The following is a 21,933-nucleotide window of genomic DNA, read 5'->3' on the forward strand; positions in this document are numbered from 1 at the left end:
GCAAATTGTTCCTTTTAGATAGTCCGCGCTAGGTACTAGCGGCCAGCCGCGTATTACTTAGCTCGTTGAGCAATCCAGTCGCCCATGGCTTGCAGAGCGGTGGGGGAGAAGGTTTCAGTAATGCCCTCGTACTCGGTTACGGCACCGGTAGAAGCCGTCTGAAAAAGATGATTCAGACCGGATAACTCCCGCACTGTTACGTCGCGGTTGCCACCGTTTTTTAGAGCTTTCTCGATAGACTTCAGATTAGGCTCGGCAGCGACCAGCAGATCTTTGGAGCCATTGAGGGCCAGCACCGGGCACTTGATGGTGCGCAGGTTGCGGGGCGGATTATCCTCCAGCATAAAGCGGTAGGCGGGAGTCGTCATCATGGCGGCTTTGTCCTCGGCTAGCTTCTGCATCTGGGCGGCTTGCTCGGGCGGCAACGGGATAGGCGGAATCATGGCCGGAATGAGGCGGGCCCGCGCGTGCTTATTGTCGCTGATCTGCTGCACGATGTTGAGCAAGGCCCGCTGGCGCTGCTCTACGCCAGCTAAGATTTTGGTGTCATTGGTTTTGAGGCGAGAGATATCCAAGGTCTGACGCACAATGACCTCTGGCCCCAGCACGCCAGGCGTAGCTAGCAATATTAAGAAGTCGGGGCTTTGCGCTTTATTGGCGGCAGCAATGGCAGCTGTGCCGCCTTCGCTGTGGCCTACCAGTCCCAGGTGCTTGGCGTTCAGGTCGCGGCGGGTGCGGAGGAAGTCCAGCGCGGCCTGGGCATCAGTAGCGTAGTCGGCAGCCGTAGCCGTGGCCGAATTGCCCCCCGACTGGTCTACACCCCGGTCGTCGAAGCGGAGCACGGCGATGCCGCGGCGGGTGAGATAGTCGGCAATTATCCAGAAGGGGCGGTGGCCAAACACGGCCTGGTCGCGATTTTGGGCACCAGAGCCGGAAAGCAATACTACCGCCGGAAACGGGCCGGCGCCTTGCGGCACCGTCAGGGTACCAGCGAAATTGATGCCGGCACTTTTGTTCGCAAATCGAACTTCCTCCTCGCGGTAAGGAAATGGTCCCTGTGGCTCTTGCGGGCGTTTTGAGTTCTTGCTTGCTACCGCTTTAGCAGGCGTGATGGTTGGCGTAGCGGCTGCGGCTGCGGCCACTACTGCGGTGCTCGTGCGCTGCAATAGAAGCGGAAGCCGCGCGCCGTTTTGCCGCCATTTGCCGGTTATCAATCCACCATTGGGTGCAATGCGGCCCGCAAAGGAGGCCCGAATAGCACTAGCCTGTAAGTGCAGACTGTCGCCCCGCACCTCCACGCGCTCCACGGTAATATCGTGAGCGTTTTGGGTGGGTATGTCGAGGCTGGCGGTGCGCTTACCATTCGTATCAGTGATATCGATTTGAAGCTGGAGCAGCTTACCGCTTGGTATTTTCAGGGTGCCGCTCCATTTGCCCCCCAGTGTCGGGAGTGGCGCAGCGCTCAGCGAGACTGCGCTAAAAGCAAGCAGTGCTTGAAAAAAAGCAGAAATGAGGTGGCGGGGCGCATAGGATGGGATAAGAATAGCTGACGCAACTAGGTGCAAAACGCCGGCCAGGGATACGAATAGTATAATCTTCTCGAAATTTTACTACACCAGAAATCTATACTTCGCTACTCCTAAGCAGGAGGCGCTAAAGTGAAACGCCTTTAAACAGGTTAAATTTTCGTTGCTGAAAGTTTATCTGGTCTGTGTGCTGCTGCCAGCCAACTCCAGTTTAGTAGTACCTTATCAAGCAGTCTCACTCTTTTCTGTCTACCCGTATGCTTAAGCCCAACTACCTGCAGTACAGTTTTGCACTTCTGCTGCTGTCGTGGCTGACGCTCACTAGTTATGCCCAAACGGCCCCGCCAGCTGTAAATCCTGCCCAGTGGACAATGGAGTTACAGGCTTTTGCCCGGCAAGACAGCCTGAAAAAGCCCCCCATAGCGTCCATTTTGTTCTACGGCAGCTCCTCCATCCGCATGTGGGAAACGCTGGCTACCGACTTCCCCGACCAGCCGGTGCTGAACCGCGGCTTCGGCGGCTCGCGCTTTCCAGATGCTATTCAGCTTTTCGATAAGCTGGTCGTGCGCTACCGGCCGCGGCAAGTGGTGCTCTACGAGGGCGACAACGACATAGCCGCCGGCGCCACGCCCCAGGAAGTGTACGCGTCATTCCGAGCGTTTGAGAAGCTGATGCGCCGGAAGCTGCCCAAGACGCAGCTGGTTTTTCTCGCCATCAAACCCAGCCTGGCGCGGTGGGAGCTATACCCCAAAATGCAGGAAGCGAACAACCTCATTCGCCAATACATTCAGGCTCACCCCAAGCGGTTGCGCTTCGTGGACGTTGGCGCGCCCATGCTGGGCGCCGATGGCAAGCCCCGCCCGGAGCTATTCTTGGAAGATGGCCTGCACATGACCCGCGCCGGCTATGAAATCTGGACGCGGGCGGTAGCGCCGTTTCTGGTGAAGTAAGGAAGCTGTTTAAGCGGTCGTCTGTTTGAGAGGTCGTCCGCAATAGTTTTGAACGTCATGCAGAGCGAAGTATCGCGCGCGCTGATGCTGAGCTTGTCGAAGCATCTCTACTGGATACTAACCACAAGGCCAGTGCAACGAAGCGGTAGAGATGCTTCGACAAGCTCAGCATGACAATACCGTTGCACGCGAGATGCTTCGCTGTGCTCAGCATGGTGGTCTAAAACTTTATAAACGGCTTTATTAAGAATAAAAAAGCCCCCCAGGCATCCTTTCAGGCTACTTCAGGCATCTGTTCGCCTACAACCTATTCTTTATCAAAAGCTAAACAGCAACAGTGAAACAAACACTACTTCTCCTCCTCACTACTACGCTGCTATGCGCAGGCTTCAGCAGCCACGTCAGCGCCCAGGCTCCCCTCGAAGTCGTGCTGGTGGCTTCATCCCACGGCAACCCCAGCAAGCCGGAAAAATATCGGCCTATTATTGACAAGCTAAAGGCCTATAATCCGGATATGGTGTTTGGCGAGTACATGTTGCCGGCGGAGCTGGCAGTGGCCGACGACAGCACCTACAGCCGCTTTGCGTTTATGCCCCGCTACCGCTATATCCTGCGGCGTACCCCGGCAATGCCCCGGAACTTGGCGCGGGAAATCAACAAGCAGGAAAAGACCATTCGCAAGTCGCCCGACAAGCACGCAACCCGGATAGAGCTGGCCCGCAACTACGTGCTGGCCTACGACTGGGCTAACGTCGAGTACCAGCTGCACATTCTGGAAAAGTATCAGAAGCCCAAATTCAGCCCCGCCGACCTGGCGCATTTCGATACGGTGCTCGGCGGCACCGACTCCCTGCGCAAGGTGAAGCTGCTGCGCCCCGGCACCGAATACGACCGCATTTATTTTCCCCTGGTGTATGAATTGAGGCACAAACAAGTGTACCCCATGGATTGCCAGAAGTACGATAAGCAATGGAGCGAGGAATGGAGCCGTACTACAGTTGCTCTAGAAGCGCTCCAGGCGCGGGTAAAAGCGGATTCCACTTCCGCCGAAGCGCTAACTGCCAGGAAAATGCAGGCCGCTGTGGCAGCCTACCAAACATTTGGCGATGATACGCAACCCAGCGAGACCCTGACGCAGGAGATGCTTACGTATCAGCTCCTGAATACGCCCGCCTACGATACGGTAGACGAGGCCATGAATTTCTACGGCGGCGAGGCACTCTACGGAATGCCGGGCTTTCCCACGGAGTCCGTGAAAGGCATGAAGGTGCAGTTTGAGCGGCGCAACCAGGGTATGTGCGAAAACATTGTGCGCCAAGCGCGCCAGCAGGGCGCTAAAAAGGTAGTCGTTGGGGTTGGGGCTTCGCACGGTAAAGGCATGCGCGACATCCTAGCGGCCATGCCCGGCGTGAAAGTGCTCAACTACAACGATCTGCCTTAGAGTGTGTTTGAATTTCAATTTTTTGTCATGCTGAGCCTGCCGAAGCATCTCTCCCGCTTCGTTGCAATAACGTTGAGATTACCATTGCGGGAGAGATGCTTCGACAAGCTCAGCATGACGTTCAAAAGGTGTTTCATCAAAATTCAAACAGCCTCTCAGCCCCCGCTGGGGGGCTTTTTTACGTCGGTGGCAGGCAGCTTGTAGCGCTGGGGGGCAAATTTGCCAGCCGCGTGCAGGCGGTTTCGGCGCGGGCTACTTTCTGGTCATCGGTGGGAGCGGCGGCTACCCACGCCACCCAGGCCTGTTGGTGCGCGGCGGGCAGCTGCTCGTAGGCTGCCAGCGCGCCGGGCACCTCCGCCAGGCACTCCCGAAAATCAACTTCTGACACGGTGAGGGGCGCCGCTTCCTCGGTGCGGAAGAGCACCAGCCGCACACTGTCCCCGGCCTGCTTACCGATCTGCTTGCGAATAGCGGCCTTCACCGGCAAAAACAGCCGGCCCTTGCCCATCGACATCAGGTGGGCCTCCGGCAACTCAAACGCATCAATGCGCCCGCTCACCCGCAGCGTGTTGAAATACGTTTTGGGGCCCGACTCAAACCACGGTACGGGCGCGTAGGTCCAGCCGCCTTTGCCGGGAAAGCGTTCCAGCGTCACGTCCGCATTGATGATTTCGATGGGCATAATGGGGAGGGAGTTTAGCCTAAAACGCCCGAGTGCTGGCGCGAGTTTAGCGCAGCGTAACTCGTGACTAACCCTGATGTGGGGGCTGTGCCTCCACTGCCGCGTTAGCGGCAAACTCACGTGAGAGTTAAGTACCGGGACGTTCTGATGCGAGGCACAGCCTCGCCCGAATAGGTGTCACGAGTTACGCTACGCTAAACTCGCGCCAGTTGGGGAGCCGGAATATTGCCAATGCAATGTTAGCGGCTGCCTTGGCCACTCCCATTTGTTGCATTTTCAGTCTCAATAATAAAATCCATAACAGGTTTAGCGCCTCTCACTGAATTGTGAAGGAGGCAAGATGTTACTAAATTTTCAAATGAGTTATCCCCACCTTGACTAACTGGTTGTATATGGTCAAGTGTCGCACTAAATCTAGTCAACTGCTTGTTACAATAGTGACATTTATAACTGTCTCGTTCAAAAACTTTTTGTCTATTTTCCTTAATATTATAATAGTCTGCTTCTTTTCTGGGATCAACCTTAGGTAGTTCTTCAATAATTATTTCTTTCATTCTAGCTTGACATATTTCGATTTCCTCAGGAAGAAATATTTGGTATAATGTTCCATCTCTATTCGTGTCACCAGCCTTTTTAATTACTCCTTTATTTTCTAATCCATTCAAAGCGGCTTGAACTCCATGATAACTTAATCCTTCCGATTGTCCCGAAGATGACTGGATAACCGTTCTTGGCTTGCCAAGTCCTCTTGTACTTACACGAACAAAAGTTTCTCCTGTTGAAATAATGCTTCGTCTAAACATGTACCAATAGATTGCTGCTTCATAAGGAAGTAAGAGCGGCTGCAAAAAGTCAATTACAGAAGAAATAATGTCAGGAAGTTCAAACAGTTCAAATGTCTCCTTAAATGACATTTCATCGTTTGTAGATTTGTCATTTTCAAGTTTGTCAAGTAATTCCCGAATTTGCTTTATTTCTTCTGTCATGATTAATTGTTATGGTCTGTCTGTAGGGTTGCAGCTAACATTTGTATTGCTGCTGCTCCTCAAAGCGACAATACGTCCTTAGCACGCAAGATAGTAGCGTAAAGCACACTAAAGGTAGAATGATTTACGCCACTCAACCATCTACTAGCAGCAACGCAAACAACTGTGCCATTACCAACCCAGCCACCCCCGCCGTACCTTTGCGAATTCAAACCACCGCAGACGAAACCTTCCGCCCGCTGCCGGCTGTTACGTTACCTATGCCCAAAACTGCTTCCCTCCAGGTGTCGGCCCCCGCGGACGACCCGATTGATGCGCTTGATCCGCGCGAGTTTATTCTGATTAAAAATGCCAGGGTTCATAATCTCAAAAACCTGAGCGTAGCGCTGCCGCGCAATAAGTTTATCGTGGTGACGGGGCTGTCGGGCTCGGGTAAGTCGAGCCTGGCGTTTGACACGTTGTACGCTGAGGGTCAGCGAATGTACGTGGAGAGCTTGAGCAGCTACGCCCGCCAGTTTCTGGGCCGCATGGACAAGCCCGACGTGGATTATATCCGGGGCATTTCGCCGGCTATTGCCATCGAGCAGAAGGTCTCCATCAAGAACAACCGCTCCACCGTGGGCACCAGCACCGAGATTTACGATTACCTCAAGCTGCTGTTTGCGCGGGTGGGCCGCACGTTTTCGCCCGCCAGCGGTGAGCAGGTGCGCAAGGATAACGTGGCCGACGTGGTCGATTTTCTGTTTAAGCTGCCCGACGGCACCCGCGTGATGCTGCTGGCGCCGCTGCTGGCCTCCGAGGAAGGCCGGAAGATGAGCAAGGAGCTGGATTTGCTGCTGCAAAAAGGCTACTCGCGGGTAGTGACCGAAGATGGCGAAGTGTCGTTCATCGAAGACCTGATTGGGGAAGGCAAGCCGGAAGTGAAGGGCGCGGTGCACATCATGATCGACCGCGCCGTTATCCGGCCCGGCGACGAGGACTTGCAGTTTCGCCTCTCCGACTCGGTGCAAACGGCCTTCTTCGAGGGCCACGGCATCTGCCTGGTGCGCCTCGACGACGAAACCCGCACCTTCTCCGACCGCTTCGACCTGGACGGCCAGAGCTTCGAGGAGCCGAGCGTCAACTTCTTCAGCTTCAATAACCCGTATGGCGCCTGCCAGACCTGCGAAGGTTTCGGCTCGGTGCTGGGCATTGACGAAGACCTGGTTATTCCCGACCAGAACCTGACCGTGTACGAGGGCGCAATTGCCCCCTGGCGCACCGACAAGCAAAGCGAGTGGCTGAAGCCCTTGCTGAAAAACGGCATCCGCTTCGATTTCCCCATTCACCGTCCTTATAACGAGTTGAGCGAAGCCGAGCGCACCTTGCTTTGGAAGGGCAATAAGTACTTCGACGGGCTGGATGATTACTTTAAATGGGTGAGCACCCAGACCCACAAAATCCAGTACCGCGTGCTGCAAAGCCGCTACCGGGGTCGCACCACCTGCCCCGATTGCCGCGGCACCCGTCTGCGCAAAGACGCTCAGTACGTCAAAATCGACGGCCAGAGCATCACCGACGTGGTGCTGCTGCCGGTGAGCAAGGCTCTGGAGTTTTTCAACAACCTGGCCCTGACCGAGCACGACGCCAAAGTGGCCGAGCGCCTCGTGACGGAGGTGACCAACCGCCTGGGCTACCTGCACCGCGTGGGCCTGGGCTACCTCACCCTCAACCGCCTGAGCAGCACGCTCTCGGGGGGCGAATCGCAGCGCATTTCGCTGGCTACGTCGCTGGGGTCGGCGCTGGTGGGCTCCATGTATATTCTGGATGAGCCCAGCATCGGCCTGCACCCCAAGGACGCGGAGCAGCTTATTGGCGTGCTGCGCTCTTTGCAGAAACTCGGCAACACCGTGATTGTGGTGGAGCACGAGGAGATGATGATGGAGCAGGCCGACCAGATTATCGATATCGGTCCCGAAGCTGGTTCGGGTGGCGGCAACCTGATGTTTCAGGGCACTTACCCGGAGATTCTCAAAAACACCAGCACCTACACCGGGCAGTATCTGGGGGGCAAAATGGAGGTGAAAGTGCCCACCTCGCGCCGCCCCTGGCGCAATGCGCTAGAAGTAACCGGCGCCCGCGAAAACAACCTCAAAAACGTCAACGTGAAGTTTCCGCTGAACGTGATGACGGTGGTAACGGGCGTATCGGGCTCGGGCAAATCGACGCTGGTGAAGCGCATTCTGGCCCCAGCGCTCATGAAGCAGCTCGGCGGCGGGGCCGGCGAAGCTACCGGCCGCTTCGACCGCCTCATGGGCGTAAACGGGCAGGTGACGCACGTCGAGTTTGTCGATCAGAACCCGATTGGCAAATCCTCGCGCTCCAACCCGGTGACGTACGTGAAAGCCTACGACGCTATTCGGACCTTGTTTTCGGAGCAGCCGCTGGCTAAAGCGCGGGGCTTGAAGCCTTCGCACTTCAGCTTCAATATTGAGGGCGGGCGCTGCGAAGTATGCCAGGGCGAAGGGCAGGTGAAGATTGAGATGCAGTTTATGGCCGACATCTACCTGACCTGCGAAAGCTGCAACGGCCACAAGTTCAAGCAGGATATTCTGGACGTGAAATTCCAGGATAAAGGCATCGACGACGTGCTCGACATGACCGTGGCTGATGCCGTGGAGTTCTTCAAAGGCCAGCCCAAAGTAGCCGAGCGCCTCAAGCCCCTCGACGACGTAGGATTAGGCTATATCCGCCTGGGGCAGTCGGCTAACACGCTTTCAGGCGGCGAGGCTCAGCGCGTAAAGCTGGCTTCCTTCCTGACCAAAGGTGCCACTTTGCAGCAGGACAAGATCCTGTTCATCTTCGACGAGCCCAGCACCGGCCTGCATTTCCACGACATCAACAAGCTGCTTAAAGCCCTGAACGCGCTCATCGAGCAAGGCAACTCGGTCCTTATCATCGAGCACAACATCGACATCATCAAGTGCGCCGACTGGGTTATAGACCTTGGCCCCGAAGGCGGCCTGAACGGGGGGCATTTATTGTTCGAAGGCACGCCCGAGGACCTGGTGAAGCTGAAGGACACGAATCATACGGCGCGTTTTCTGGCCGGTAAGGTATAGCGCATCGTACAGTTATTTTTAGCGTATAGAAAAGGAGTCGCGGCTATGCGGCTCTTTTTTTGTCCATACGATGTTACTAGGCGCTGAAGAAAAATTCTTAATAGGAGAACCAGACCCAGGGGAAGAGAATCGATTAATTGATAGTAAAGATTCACGCGAGGAGTTTGAAGTCATGTTCGACGATGATGGCACCACCGGGTACTTCTATGCTTTGCGCAACGCCGAGGAATTAGAATTACTCGATGCGCTTCACATCTACAACGTAGCCGATATCGAGGATCGGGAGGTGCCCGTAACTGCCCAGATTTTCTGGGACGAAGCCCAAAACACGGCCGTGCTGCTCATCAACGGCAAAAGCCATGCGCTTTATGATTTCCAGCGCCAAGCTGGATTTTGTCGTAACGCTTTTCCGCCCGCCAAAAATGGACAGCTAAGCTCACGGGAGCTAACGGATGAGCTGGTAGATAAATACTTTGCTGCCTGAAGACGGATTGGGGGGTAAATTTGGCTGTCAGAACGATGTAGAGACGCAACACTTTGCGTCTTGTCGTTGCTGATGTTGTTATGACTGAATCCTACAGTTCTGGTCGCTCAATGGCCGTAATGATGAGACGCAAAGTGTTGCGTCTCTACACCGTTCTGATAAACAACTATTGCTCCGCTGCCAAGCTGCGTCAAATGCCCATTTTTAGGCTGATTGGCTTCGTACTCTGGTACTGCTGTCCCAAATAGCATATAAGTATATTGAACAAGAAACTACTATCACTGTCATAGTACAGACGAGGAGCTTACGGAGCAGTGATACCGCCGCGTCCTAGTATTAACACCAGCGCCAACGCCTTCGTAAGAAGAGATACATGGCCTACACATCTACTCCTTCCTACGCATGACGACTACTGCTTCTTTCGGCTCCCCCACGGCTCCCGTTGCGGCCGCGCGAGTCTGGCGCTGGCTCGCGGCCCTGAGTATTCTGGGCAACATCGCCCTTAATTATTACAGCCAGGCGTACCCGTTCAATGGGCAAACGATGGGCGCAGTGTCGGCCCAATACCCCACCATAATCACCCCGGCGGGCTATGCTTTCAGCATCTGGGGGGCAATTTTTCTGGCCCTCACCATTTATGCCGTGTGGCAATTGCTGCCCGCTCAGCGCTACAATCTGCTGCCCGATACCATAGCCGTTCCGCTCACGGTGGCTAGCGTCGCTACGGCCGCCTGGGTGGTGCTCTTTGCCTACGAGCTGATCGGGCTCAGCGTACTAACCATGATACTTATTCTAGGCGCCCTGATCGTCGTTTATGGTCGGGCACGGCAGCAGGTGCTAGCCGAGGAAGTACCCCGTTGGGTCAGTGTGCCCTTCGCCTTGTATCTGGGTTGGATTTCGGTAGCTTCAGTCATCAATATTACCCTCGGATTGGGCGAAGTGGGCTGGCAGCCAGCCCTCAACATTGGCGTGCTGCTCGCGTTTGGCCTGCTGGCGGTAGTAGTTGCGCTGGGCCTGCTCATCAGCTCGGCTTTTCGGGAGAGTGTGTATCCGCTGGTGCTTACCTGGGCGCTGGTCGCCATTTGGGTGGCGCAGCGCGCTACCTACCCCGAGTTGGGTTGGGCGGCTCTCATCGGGGCCGTGATAGTAGGGCTGGGGGCATTTTTCTGTCCCGAAGTCGCACCTAGCGCCAACCCCGGTAGCCATTGCCGATACTCCACTTAACTTGCGGCTCCATCCATTCTCTCATCCTCTTACCCTTCGCTTATGCGCCAAAACCTCGTTGCCGGCAACTGGAAAATGAACATGACCTACCAGGATGGTCTGGCCTTGGTCTCTGAAATCACGAACATGGTAGCCGACGAGGTGTTCGGTCCTGATTCACCAGCGGTAGTGATTTGCCCTCCATTTCCATTTCTGCACAGTATTGGTCAATCTCTGCGACCTGGGTTTCACCTTGGTGCCCAAAACTGTCACCAGAAAGAAAGCGGCGCTTATACCGGTGAGGTTTCAGCTAAAATGCTGGCTTCCGTAGGCTGCGAGTACGTGATTCTGGGCCACTCGGAGCGACGCCAGTATTTCCGGGAAGACGACGAGCTGCTGAGCCAGAAGCTGAAAGCCGCGCTGGCCGCCGGCCTGAAGCCTATCTTCTGCGTGGGCGAAAGCCTGGATACGCGGGAGATGAACGAAACCAACGACTTTATTGGCAAGCAGCTCCAGAATGGCTTGTTTCACCTCTCCAATGAGGAGTTCGAGCAGGTAGTTGTCGCCTACGAACCCATCTGGGCCATCGGAACGGGCAAAACCGCCACCAGCCAGCAGGCCCAGGAAGTGCACGCTTTCATCCGCGAGCAGATTGCCCGCGCCTACGACGCCAAAGCAGCCCTCGATACCACCATTCTCTACGGCGGCTCGGCCAACGCCCAGAATGCCCGCGAGCTATTCTCTCAGCCCGACGTCGACGGTGGCCTCATCGGTGGTGCATCGCTTAAGTCGCGCGACTTTACCGAGATTATCAAGTCCTTCTAAGTAGTGAAGGCCGAAGTCACCGAACCAAAGCGAACGATAAATTTGTCTGGCAAGCAGGTATATTCTTACTAAGAAATCATGATGTTTTATCTGCTGCTCGTAAGTTGGCTGACGTCAGGTTGGGGGGCAAATTTTGCCTCCCAACCGGCTCCCGTTTTGCCCCCCGACGCGGTCCAGTCCATTGAGCCTTGCCGCATCTACGGCAGCATTTACCTCGAAACGGACCCACGCCGCCGCAGCAACTGCTTTGCTACTATCTACTTAGAGCCCGACGAAGCCTTCGCCGATGTGCTGGTGTTCAAGGAATCCAACAAGCTCTTCGCCGATAAGGCTGGGTTCTGGTACTTCACTATGGCCCGCGACTTCGCCGATTATTCCCTCTTTGTAACCGACAACCGCAACCTCGCCGACTTTAGCATTCACTACACCGACGTGCGCTCCTACGCCGGCTGCCGCAAGCAGTAAGCAGCCCCCACGGCAGCGTATTTTTTAGCGTAGCGCCCACCCAAAATAGTTTGGGTGGGCGCTATCTTTTTGTGTCATGGAGTAGATAGCGCCCGGCTGGTTTATGGTACCTTGTTGGCAAAACTGTTTGGGGAAAGCGCTCTGCTTATTCGCGTTTATACATCTTGTTATATGGAGCTAGAATTACGCAGTATTACCAAATCTTTTGGCCCCAAAACGGTCTTGCGTGATGTGTCGTTCGCGGCGCAAACGGGCTGTTGCGTGGGCGTGCTGGGTCGGAATGGAGCCGGTAAAAGCACCTTATTCAACCTACTCACCAACGTGCTGCTGCCCAGCAGCGGTGAGCTGTTGTTGGATGGCGTTCCGCTGGGCGAAACCTTTCCGGTGGCCGTAAAGCAGCGCATGGGCGCGCTCATCAACCAGGGCTACTTAGTAGAAGAGCTGACGCCCGTAGAATATTTGCAATTCGTGGCCCGCATCTACGAGCTGCACGACGCCATGACGCGCATCGAAAGCCTGCTGGCTCACTTGCTGGAAGACTACGAGACGGTACGCACCAAGCGCGTCAGCTCCTTCTCCACGGGTATGAAGCAGAAAGTAGCCGTGGCTTCCTGTCTGCTCCACCGCCCCGAGCTGCTTATCCTCGACGAGCCGTTCAATGGCCTTGATGTGTTCTCGGTTGAGCGTATGTTGGCTTTGCTCAACAGCTACCGTCCGCAAGCCATCACGTTCGTGTCGTCGCACAACCTTACCCACATCGAGAAGGTAGCCACCCATCTGCTTATTCTGGACGAGAGCGAAGTAAAATACTGGGGCACGATAGGAGACTTTCTGCAGGGCCAACAAGCTTACCTCAACGACGCGCTACTTCAGTTGCTCCAACCTACTACCGCCTCCACCCAGGACCTGACATGGCTGACAACCCAACGCTAGGGCACTTTCTGCCTTACCTGATAAAGCGGCGCTTTCTAGCCGTCGTCTGGCCCGCGGCTGGTGAAGAGCGCGCCGTAAGTATGCTGCTGCTCGGCGCGGGTTTATTCTACGGTGGGCTGCTTGGGGCCGTTTGCAACAGCGACATGAAAGTGGCCACACTACAGAGCTTCCTGCTGGGACTGAATAGTGTTCTGTTCACCTCTACTTTGTTGATAGATTTTGTACCCTCCTTTCGGACGGTGCAGCGGCCTTTGCCCGAGCATTTTCCCGTGTCAGGAAGGCTGAATTTGGTAACGGCTTTTCTACTTGATATTATTTCTCTGCGTCGGCTTGCCTTGGTTTTTGGGCTGCTGCTGGCCCTGGCCATCGCGCAGCGCCTGCGACTGGAGATAGGGTTGAGCCTGCTGCTGATTCTGAGCGCCACCGCTTCCAGCTTCAACCTGCGTTTGCTGTTGTCGCTGGGGCGCTGGCGCCATCCGGTAGTCGTGCTGCACTTGATTAGTCTGGCGGCAGGCGGCGTGTGGCTGGCTTTGCCCAAAGCGCCGTACCACGCGGCGCTGGGAGTAGTAATGGCCTTGCTGGCGTGGGTACTATGGGGCGTGCAGATGTGGTGGCTGGGGGGCTTTTTCAACGCCCGTCATCTGATAGCCGATACCACCGAAAGGTCTATCCGCCTACTGGACCGCTTAGCGCCCGAGAGCAAAGCCTACGTGTTGAAAGTCTGGGCGCCGCTGCTGGTAAGCCTGTTGTTCAAGTTAGTCATGATGGGTATTTGTACCATGATGGAGCTAATAAAAGACGACGGTACCATGAAAACGAATGGTATCTTCTACATAGCCTTCCTACCCGTGCTGAGCTTCACGTACATCAATAACAACCTCTTCGGCTACCTCATGCCAATGGTTGCCAACGAAATCCAGCGAATCGGCCTGACGCCGCGCATATTGAAGCTGTACTTTCGGCTGACGCTCCCCGTGGTGTTGACCGATTGTCTCATATCGGCGGTGTTGCTGCTGGTGCTGTTTCCGTCCAGCGTGTGGGAAGTGCTGTGGCTGTTGCCGCTGAGCGTAGGCGCGTTGATGAGTGTAGGCTTGTGGGCTAGCTTCTGCCATGCCAAGCCAGTGAAAAAAACCAGGGAGCTGAGTGCGATGCGCAATAATACCTCCCAGCTTATGAGTGCGGGGTCTGCTTTGCTGTCGGCTGACTTATGGTTCCTGCCGTGGTGGTGGGTGCGCGTAGCTATAGTAGCTGTCCTCATGGCGTCGGTGTGGCTTTTGGTTGGCCGTGTTCGGCGCAACGAGGGCTCCCTGCGCCGCCAGCTGTGGAGTGCTATCGGGGCCTAAGCCCATCACTTACGCCCGCTGTAAAGCAGCCTATTATAGCTGAGTTTTTCCTGCGAACTTTGCCGCCCCATCTTCGGGCGGCATTTTCGTTTCTGACTTTTCTTTTTGACCCTTATGGATTTTGTGGAAGTGCGCGTACTAGCCCCGCGCGAGTTGGCCGACATTCTGGTAGCCGAATTGGCCGAGGTTGGCTACGACACCTTTGAAGACAACGACGAGGGTTTTTGCGCCTACATCGGCGAAGGCGACTTCAACCCCGATGCCGTGGCCGAAGTCATGGCCCGCTACTCGGGTATCGGTACGCTCGACTACAGCCACCGCATCATCACGCGCCAAAACTGGAATGCGGAGTGGGAGAAGAACTTTCAGCCGCTTGTGATTGCTGATAAGGTATCGGTGCGGGCGCCGTTTCATCCCAAGCCCGAGCCCATTGAGTACGACATCGTGATTATGCCGCGCATGTCGTTCGGCACGGGCCACCACGAAACCACGGCCCTGATGATTGAAAACCAGTTGGGCGTAGACCACGCGGGCAAACGCGTGCTGGACATGGGCTGCGGCACGGGCATTCTGGCCATCATGGCCGCTCAGCTGGGCGCCCGCGAGGTGCTGGCCGTGGACGTAGAGCCCTGGACCGTGGAAAACGCCGCCGACAACGCCGCCGAAAATCACTGCGCCAATATCGAATGCCGCTTAGGTGGTGTGGAAGTGCTGGAAGGAGAAGCTCCATTCGACCTGATTCTGGCCAATATCAACCGCAACGTGCTGCTGGAAGATATGGTCGCTTACGCGGCCCTGCTGCCTACTGGCTCACCCATTCTGTTCAGTGGTTTTTACCAGGAGGATTTAGCCCTGATTGAGGAGGAAGCTAAAAAGCATAAGCTGGTTTTTCAGTCTCATCTCACCAAAAATAATTGGATTTCTGCCGTCTTCACGAAAGTAGCATAACGCTAAGCTTCGCGCTACACACTGACTTTTTTCCGGATAGAAGAATCCCGAATAATTAAGTCGGGCTGAAGCACGATGCGACGGGGTGAAAACTTGGTATTTTTTTCCTCTACCAGCTCCAGAAACAAGCGCACCGCCGACTGACCCATCTGCTCGCAGCGTTGGTCGACGGACGTAAGCATGGGCTCGGTGAGCGACGTGAACGACTCATTGCTGAACCCTACCAGCGCTATATCCTCCGGCACCCGCAAGTGGTGGGCTTTAAGCACCTGCATCGCCCCCACAATAGAAAAGTCGCTGGCCGAAAACACGGCATCCGGTACCTCAGGCAGCTGAAGCAGATGCTTTATGCCCGTAATGCCGTCTTCCAGAGTCATATCGCAGTAAAAAATCAGATCCTCGTTAATGGGCAAATCGTGCTCCCGCAGGGCATCGAGGTAGCCTTTGCGGCGGTTTTTGTAAATATTCAGGTGCTGCGGACCCGCAAAATGCGCAATGCGCCGACAGCCTTGGGCGATGAGGTGCTTGGTGGTCAGATAGCCGCCTTCGCGGTCGTCGATTACCACGGCATTCACATCCTGACCTTCCAAAACACGGTCGAAAAACACGAGCGGGATTTCACGCTTGCGGACTTTCTCGAAGTGCTTGAAATCGCGGGTGGTGCGGGCCAGCGACACCAGAATGCCTTCTACCTGCGCATTGATGAGCGTTTCGATGTTTTTCCGCTCGTGCGTCACATCTTCATTCGACTGACAGATCAGGACGTTGAAGCCCGCTTTGCTGGCCACCGTCTCGATGCCGTGCATCACGGAAGAGAAAAAGTGGCCATCGATATGGGGGACTATCACGCCCAGCAAATTGCTTTTGCCTTTGCGCAACGCCGCCGCCAGATGGTTGGGCTGGTAGTTGAGGTCCTGCGCCAGCTTCCAGACTTTTTTCTTGGTAGCCTCACTGATGCTGGAATGATTGCTAAGGGCCCGCGAAATGGTAGAAACGGATACATTCAGCTCTTTCGCCATATCCGAAATGGACGCTCGCTTGCTGGCCACAGATGTAAATTTTAGATAGTAGAGATGGAATAGCGCAACACTTTATGCAAAAAATAGCGCAAAACGTGGGGTAATCTACGCAAAAATCATCTTACTTTTTGCCCTCCGTAATACCTGGCCAGCTATCGGTGCGAAAGGAAGAGGCGGGCAGGTTTTCTCTGTTATAGAGATTGACGAAGGGACTGTTTCCCCAGGCGTAGCGCACGGCTACCGGCTTTGGTACCTGGTCGCTGTAAAGCACGAGCGTATTACCCTCCAGCTTGCCCTGTGCCCACACAAACTTGCGGTCGGGGCCGGCAATGGCGAAGCCTTTCAGGTGCGGGCCGCTGCTGTCTTTCAGCGCCAACCCACTACCAACATTATCGAATTGCAGCCGGACGCGGTTGCCATCCACCGTCATCGACTTATAAGTTGGCCCGGAAGAAATGACCGAGTTATCGCCATAAGCCACTCGTCGGGCCTCCAGGGCTAAGCGGTGTCCCACATCCTGCTTATTTAGAGGGTGAATGTCGTCGGGGTTGCCGAGGTCCAGGGCGACGGCCATGCCGGTGCGAGGCTGAGCGAGCGTCATCATTTGGGCCTCCCGCAACTCGGCCCAGGCATAGTCGGCGGGTTGGGCTTGCTGGGGGCCAAAGCTGGCAAGCTGCACGTATAAAAACGGCAACTCCTGCTGCCCGAACTGCGTGCGCCAATCCTGAATCAGGGCCGGAAAAAGCGTGCGGTACTGATACGCCCGCCCGGCATTGGCCTCGCCCTGATACCATATTATACCTTTCAGCGCGTAGGGGACCAGAGGAGCAATCATGGCATTGTAGAGCATCGCCGGCTGGTTTTGGGTGCCGCCGGGAAAAGGGTTTTTAGGAACGCCGGTCGGGTCGTAAGCCGTTTGGTATTGCCAGGAGCCGGTTAGCGGCATGGTTTGGGTGGCCGTTTTGAGGTAAAGCTCTTCGGGCTTGCCCCAGATGCCCCCACTTCCGCCGGTATCTACCACGCGCACCGTCAGCACGTTGCGGCCCGCGCGTACTGCCGCGGCTGGCACGGTATAGCGCCTGGGCTGATTGTAGCCCCTTGTGCTGCCCACCAGTACACCGTTGAACCAAGTAGAGTCGCGGTCGTCAATTTGCGCGAGCGAAAGGGTAAGCGGCTGTCCGGCCGCCGCCACCGGCAACGTTACTTCCCTGCGTAGCCAGAGGATGCCGTCGAAGCCGCTAAGCTCGGGATGATCGGTTTGTTCCTCCCAAAGGCCAGGCAGCTGCATAAGTGGCCAACTGGTAGCTACATAGGCCGGATCGGCCCAGGAAGGCTGCCCAGGAATTAAGCCACGATCTTGCCCGGCGGGGCTTTTCTTCCACGCGGCCAGGGCGGCCTGATAATCGGCCTGCTGGCGCGCCGGGCCCGTGCCGGACTCCAAAGCTGCTACTTGGGGGGCAAATTCCGGAAATTTGCGCAGGGTCTGCCCGCTGGTCCAGGCTTCGGCGGGCGTGCCGCCCCACTCACTCGAAATCAGCCCAATCGGCACTTTATATTGTTGGTGCAAATCGCGCCCGAAAAAGTAAGCTACTGCCGAAAAGCCCCCCACCGTCTGAGGGCTGCATACTTGCCAGCCTTCGCTGCTGAACTCCGTCTGCGGTGTGGCGGCCGTGGCATCCTGCACATTGAGCAAACGAATACGCGGAAAGTTAGCCTGCGCTATTTCCTGCTTGAAGTTGACCACATTCTGTTGCAGAGGCCACTCCATGTTCGATTGGCCCGACGCCAGCCACACATCACCGAGCAGAATGTCACGAATTTGAAGGGTGTTCGTGCCCTTAATGGTCATCTCATACGGGCCACCAGCTGGCTGAGCGGGCAACGTTACTGTCCATTTGCCCCCCGCTCCACGCGTTTTAGCCGGGTAGCTTTTTCCCCGGAACGCAACCGTCACGGCTTCGCCCGCGTCGGCCCACCCCCAGAGTTGTAGAGGTTTATCTCGCTGAAGCACCATATGGTCGCCCACCAGCTTGGGCACGCGCACGGTGGCTTGGGTGGGGAGTTGGGTGAATAAAGCCAACAGTAAGAAAGGGTATTTGATACGTCTCATAAATAGTAGTACTTAGAAAAGCAACTTGCTGGAAGACAGTTGATTAATAAGAGGCGGTCATGCTGAGCGGAGTCGAAGCATCTCTACTGGTTAGTAATCAGACGAAGCGGGAGAGATGCTTCGACTCTGCTTAGCATGACCTTTCGTAACCTAGCATCAGCACGCGAGATGCTTCGCTGTGCTCTGCATGACCGCCTGGGGGGCTTTTTGCGAAATTCCCTATGTCAGGCGGGGCTGGGGCGTGTAGGTAGGCCCTTGGCAACGTGGGCCTTCGGGCGTCCAGAGGAGCGGGTCGATGCATAGCTGCCGCTCTTTCATTGCTTCGTCCCAGGCATGATACACGAGCACTTCGGTTTTACCATCGGGGCTCATGGCGTGGGAATGATGACCGGGGCCGCGCACTTTGCCGGGCACTGAGTGCAGCACGCGGGCTCCTTTCTCGGCTCCGGCATCAGAGTATGGGCCGAGGATAGAATCGGCCACTACAAAATCGACGCCGTAGCGGTCGGTCAGGAAGTTGGCGCCGCTGTAGAAGCAGTAGTATTTGCCTTCGTGCTTGCGCATAAATGGCCCTTCCAGCGTGTGCCACTGCGCAAATACGCGGTTGTCGTAGATGGGCATGCGGCGGTTGGCTTCAAATAAGGTCCAGGGGTGGCGGGCCCGCATCACGGTCCGGCTCTCATTGCCTAGCTTGGTCATATCCACGAGCCGATCCACGACAAGGCCAGTACCGGGGTAATAGCCATTGTCAGTGTCGATGAAGTCGCGGGCGTAGAAGATGTACCACGAGCCGTCGGTGTCCTGAAAGGGGTGAGCATCAATGGTAAACTTGCTTTCCGGCACATCCATCAGCGCCACTTCCTGGTACGGACCGGCCGGTGTGTCACTGGTAGCCACGTGCAGGCGGTGGCCTACATTGGCATTGATGGCACCACCACCCCTGGAGTAGTACATGTAGAACTTGCCGTTGGCAAATACCACTTCCGGGGCCCAAAAATCGGCCCCTTCCGAGCCGGCCGGCGGCGTAAGCGCGCCGCCCGCTTCCTCCCAGTCGTAGAGGTTTTTTGAAGTCAGAATAGAGAAAATACGCCCATCTTTCTTCTGGCTTTGGCCAGTAGTGGCGAAGGCGTAGTAAATGCCTTCGTGCCGCAGCACAAACGGATCGGGAAATTGCCCGGCGTACACAGGGTTGGTATAAGTAGCGCTGGCTTTGCCTTCAGTAGCAGCCGTTTCTGCATCGGTGCTGGTGCGGGAAGTGCAGTAGGGCAACAAGGCAAGCGCACCCAGACCGAGAGTGCTACGCTGAAGAAATTCGCGACGGGAGGAGAAAGGAGACATGCGAGGGAATGAAAATGCTAGAATGAGAGGTGGAGCTAGCTCAAAAAGACGAGTTGGCATCAGTGCAAGTATGCGCAAACGTTTGCACAATATAATAATCTACCATAGATTGCCCTTAGCCTGCGTCCAAACTTATCTGGGCAACTTCCTACTCAGCTCTGGGCAACTTCCTACTCAGCAGCAGAAATCAACTGCGGCTACTTATGGACGACGATTTTTGTGCAGAATCAAAAGCTTGCGTGTACCATCTGATACCTCGCCTTTCATGAACCCCAAACGGCAATTTCTTCTGCTATTCCTGCTCATTGGCTTGACGTTCAGTGGTCAGGCTCAGGAAGCACCGGCTACCTTTACCAACCCGCTCCTGCCCGCCGGCGCTGATCCGTGGAGCATTTACAAAGACGGTTATTACTACTACACCCACACCACCGGCCGCAACATCACGCTCTGGAAAACCAAGTCATTAAGCCAGCTGAAAAATGCCCCCCAGAAGGTGGTCTGGACGCCGCCCGCGATGGGACCGAACTCCAAAGACATCTGGGCACCGGAACTCCACTTTCTGGGGGGCAAATGGTACCTCTATTATGCTGCCGACGCGGGTACGAATCAAACCCATCGGCTCTGGGTGCTGGAAAATTCGTCGCCCGATCCGCTGCAGGGCACTTGGGTAGACAAAGGCAAGATCTCAGACCCTACCGATAAGTGGGCTATCGATGGCTCGGTCTTCGACCATGCGGGGCAACTGTACTTTGTGTGGTCGGGGTGGGAGGGGGACGTGAATGGCCGCCAGGAAATTTATATCGCCAAAATGAAAAACCCCTGGACCATCGAAGGGGCGCGGCACAAGCTGTCGACGCCCGTGTTTCATTGGGAGCGCAACGGCGACCTTAATACGCCAACTGACCCGCCGCACGTCGATGTAAACGAGGGTCCGCAACTGTTGCGCCGCGGCCAGAAGCTGCACCTGATTTATTCGGCCAGCGGCTGCTGGACTGACACTTACGCGCTGGGTATGCTCAGCGCCTCGGCTACCAGCGACTTGCTCCAGCCCGGCTCCTGGACTAAAACCACCGTGCCCGTTTTTCAGCAGGTGCCCGTGGCTGGGGTGTATGCGCCCGGTCACAATTCCTTTTTCAAGTCGCCGGATGGCACCCAAGACTGGATTCTATATCACGCCAACGACGAGCCGGGGCAGGGCTGCGGCCGTTTTCGGACACCTCGTGCCCAGAAATTCACCTGGAACGCCGATGATACCCCCAACTTCGGGCAGCCTGTTTCGACTCAAACGCTCCTGCCAAAGCCTTCAGGCGAAAAGTAAAATTGCCTGCTTCTCCTACTGACTAAATTCTTATTCCACCCGAAAAATTTACACGCATGAAGAAAGCCCTGCTATTTGTCCTGCTACTGCTGCTGGCTGCTCCCGACGTTCAGGTACAAGCTCAGAGCCGGAAAGCGAAAGCGGCCAAAGCTGCCGTGGGTACGCGCTGGACGCCCGAGAAAGCCAACGCCTGGTATAAAGCGCATGACTGGCTTTCGGGGGCCAATTTTACTCCCAGCACGGCCATCAACCAGCTGGAAATGTGGCAGGCGGCCACCTTCGACCCCGCCACCATTGACAAAGAATTGGGCTACGCTGAAGGCATTGGTTTTAACACCATGCGCGTGTTTTTGCATCACCTGGCCTGGGAGCAAGACCCCAAAGGCTTCAAGCAGCGCATGGGCCAGTACCTCGACATCGCCGATAAGCACCACATCCAGACCATGTTCGTGTTCTTCGACGATTGCTGGAACAAAGATTACAAAGCGGGCCCTCAGCCCGCGCCCAAGCCGGGCATTCACAACTCAGGCTGGGTGCAGGATCCCGGCGGTGAGCCAACTTCCCAGGATTCGACCCAGTTTCCGGCCTTGCAGAAGTACGTGACCGACGTAATGACTACGTTTAAAAATGACAAGCGCATTCTGCTCTGGGACTTATACAATGAGCCGGGCAACAGCAACCACAAGGAAAACTCTTTGCCGCTGGTGCGCAACGTATTCCGCTGGGCGCGGGCCGTGAATCCCGACCAGCCGCTCAGCGTGGGTTTGTGGGCCTGGGAATTTGAGAAGCTGAACACCTTTCAGGCGCTGAATTCGGATATTATCACCTACCACTGCTACGACGATACGCCCGCCCACCAGCGTATCATTGAGCTGCTGGAAACCCACGGCCGGCCGCTCATTTGCACCGAGTATATGGCGCGTATTCGCAACAGCCGCTTTGCCAATATTATGCCCCTGCTCAAAAAACAGAACGTAGGTGCCATCAACTGGGGCCTGGTAGCGGGCAAAACTAACACGAAGTACCAGTGGGATACGCCCCTGACCGACGGCAGCGAGCCTATTGAGTGGTTTCACGAAGTGTTTCACCCCGACGGTACGCCCTATCGCCAGGATGAGGCGAGCGTGATTAAACGACTAAATGCTGAAAAGCCCGATGCAGCCATTGAAGCAGCACTGAAGGTCAAGTAGTTATTAGCTTCACAAAAAAGCCCCCCAGAGCGACTCTGGGGGGCTTTTTTGTGAATTCATAGCGGCTCTCG

The 21,933-nt window shown here is 55.8% G+C and carries 18 protein-coding genes; 12 read left to right on the forward strand and 6 right to left on the reverse strand.

Annotation, left to right across the window (positions count from 1 at the left end):
- Positions 1-53: 53 nt before the first annotated feature.
- Positions 54-1,565, reverse strand: a complete 1,512-nt coding sequence (locus MKZ35_RS00090) for an alpha/beta hydrolase family protein (protein ID WP_482511202.1) — start codon at positions 1,563-1,565, stop codon at positions 54-56.
- A gap of 218 nt (positions 1,566-1,783) precedes the next feature.
- On the opposite strand from MKZ35_RS00090, the gene MKZ35_RS00095 reads away from it, so the two are divergent.
- Complete coding sequence (locus tag MKZ35_RS00095; RefSeq protein ID WP_482511203.1) at positions 1,784-2,476, forward strand: SGNH/GDSL hydrolase family protein; 693 nt, start codon at positions 1,784-1,786, stop codon at positions 2,474-2,476.
- A 337-nt stretch (positions 2,477-2,813) separates the two neighbouring features.
- A complete protein-coding gene (locus MKZ35_RS00100; RefSeq protein WP_482511204.1) occupies positions 2,814-3,917 on the forward strand; it encodes a DUF5694 domain-containing protein in 1,104 nt (367 codons plus the stop codon).
- Positions 3,918-4,095: 178 nt separating this feature from the next.
- Here MKZ35_RS00100 and MKZ35_RS00105 read toward each other — a convergent pair whose 3' ends face one another.
- Together MKZ35_RS00105 and MKZ35_RS00110 are read right to left on the reverse strand one after the other, a co-directional pair.
- Positions 4,096-4,599 (reverse strand): DUF1905 domain-containing protein, encoded by a 504-nt coding sequence (locus tag MKZ35_RS00105; protein ID WP_482511205.1) that lies wholly within the window; start codon positions 4,597-4,599, stop codon positions 4,096-4,098.
- A 239-nt stretch (positions 4,600-4,838) separates the two neighbouring features.
- Entirely contained in the window at positions 4,839-5,585 is a 747-nt protein-coding gene (locus tag MKZ35_RS00110) for an HNH endonuclease (RefSeq protein WP_482511206.1), read from the reverse strand.
- A gap of 260 nt (positions 5,586-5,845) precedes the next feature.
- Here MKZ35_RS00110 and uvrA point away from each other — a divergent pair, with 260 nt between their 5' ends.
- The 8 genes from uvrA (at position 5,846) to prmA (ending at position 14,887) form a co-directional block, all read left to right on the forward strand.
- Positions 5,846-8,686, forward strand: a complete 2,841-nt coding sequence (gene uvrA, locus MKZ35_RS00115; protein ID WP_482511207.1) for an excinuclease ABC subunit UvrA — start codon at positions 5,846-5,848, stop codon at positions 8,684-8,686.
- Positions 8,687-8,756: 70 nt separating this feature from the next.
- The gene (locus tag MKZ35_RS00120; RefSeq protein ID WP_482511208.1) at positions 8,757-9,170 is read left to right on the forward strand and encodes a DUF2251 domain-containing protein; all 414 of its coding nucleotides are present in this window, start codon (positions 8,757-8,759) and stop codon (positions 9,168-9,170) included.
- Between the two features lie 402 nt (positions 9,171-9,572).
- Entirely contained in the window at positions 9,573-10,394 is an 822-nt protein-coding gene (locus tag MKZ35_RS00125) for a hypothetical protein (RefSeq protein WP_482511209.1), read from the forward strand.
- Between the two features lie 42 nt (positions 10,395-10,436).
- Positions 10,437-11,198, forward strand: coding sequence for a triose-phosphate isomerase (gene tpiA, locus MKZ35_RS00130; RefSeq protein WP_482511210.1), 762 nt, complete (start codon positions 10,437-10,439; stop codon positions 11,196-11,198).
- A 78-nt stretch (positions 11,199-11,276) separates the two neighbouring features.
- On the forward strand, positions 11,277-11,663 hold the full coding sequence (locus MKZ35_RS00135) for a 7(1) septoil knot domain-containing protein (RefSeq protein WP_482511211.1): 387 nt from the start codon (positions 11,277-11,279) through the stop codon (positions 11,661-11,663).
- A 171-nt stretch (positions 11,664-11,834) separates the two neighbouring features.
- Positions 11,835-12,596, forward strand: a complete 762-nt coding sequence (locus MKZ35_RS00140) for an ABC transporter ATP-binding protein (protein ID WP_482511212.1) — start codon at positions 11,835-11,837, stop codon at positions 12,594-12,596.
- Positions 12,575-13,939, forward strand: a complete 1,365-nt coding sequence (locus MKZ35_RS00145; RefSeq protein ID WP_482511213.1) for a hypothetical protein — start codon at positions 12,575-12,577, stop codon at positions 13,937-13,939. The genes MKZ35_RS00140 and MKZ35_RS00145 overlap by 22 nt, the downstream gene beginning before the upstream one ends.
- A gap of 114 nt (positions 13,940-14,053) precedes the next feature.
- The gene (gene prmA, locus MKZ35_RS00150) at positions 14,054-14,887 is read left to right on the forward strand and encodes a 50S ribosomal protein L11 methyltransferase (RefSeq protein WP_482511214.1); all 834 of its coding nucleotides are present in this window, start codon (positions 14,054-14,056) and stop codon (positions 14,885-14,887) included.
- 14 nt (positions 14,888-14,901) lie between these two features.
- Here prmA and MKZ35_RS00155 read toward each other — a convergent pair whose 3' ends face one another.
- The 3 genes from MKZ35_RS00155 to MKZ35_RS00165 form a co-directional block, all read right to left on the reverse strand.
- Complete coding sequence (locus tag MKZ35_RS00155) at positions 14,902-15,936, reverse strand: LacI family DNA-binding transcriptional regulator (RefSeq protein ID WP_482511215.1); 1,035 nt, start codon at positions 15,934-15,936, stop codon at positions 14,902-14,904.
- A 91-nt stretch (positions 15,937-16,027) separates the two neighbouring features.
- Entirely contained in the window at positions 16,028-18,016 is a 1,989-nt protein-coding gene (locus MKZ35_RS00160) for a sialate O-acetylesterase (protein ID WP_482511216.1), read from the reverse strand.
- A 219-nt stretch (positions 18,017-18,235) separates the two neighbouring features.
- Entirely contained in the window at positions 18,236-19,354 is a 1,119-nt protein-coding gene (locus tag MKZ35_RS00165) for a glycoside hydrolase family 43 protein (protein ID WP_482511217.1), read from the reverse strand.
- A gap of 265 nt (positions 19,355-19,619) precedes the next feature.
- Here MKZ35_RS00165 and MKZ35_RS00170 point away from each other — a divergent pair, with 265 nt between their 5' ends.
- A complete protein-coding gene (locus MKZ35_RS00170) occupies positions 19,620-20,672 on the forward strand; it encodes a glycoside hydrolase family 43 protein (RefSeq protein WP_482511218.1) in 1,053 nt (350 codons plus the stop codon).
- A gap of 56 nt (positions 20,673-20,728) precedes the next feature.
- Positions 20,729-21,862, forward strand: coding sequence for a cellulase family glycosylhydrolase (locus MKZ35_RS00175; protein WP_482511219.1), 1,134 nt, complete (start codon positions 20,729-20,731; stop codon positions 21,860-21,862).
- Positions 21,863-21,933 lie beyond the last annotated feature (71 nt).

The sequence above is a fragment of the Hymenobacter sp. R533113 genome (assembly GCF_056835965.1).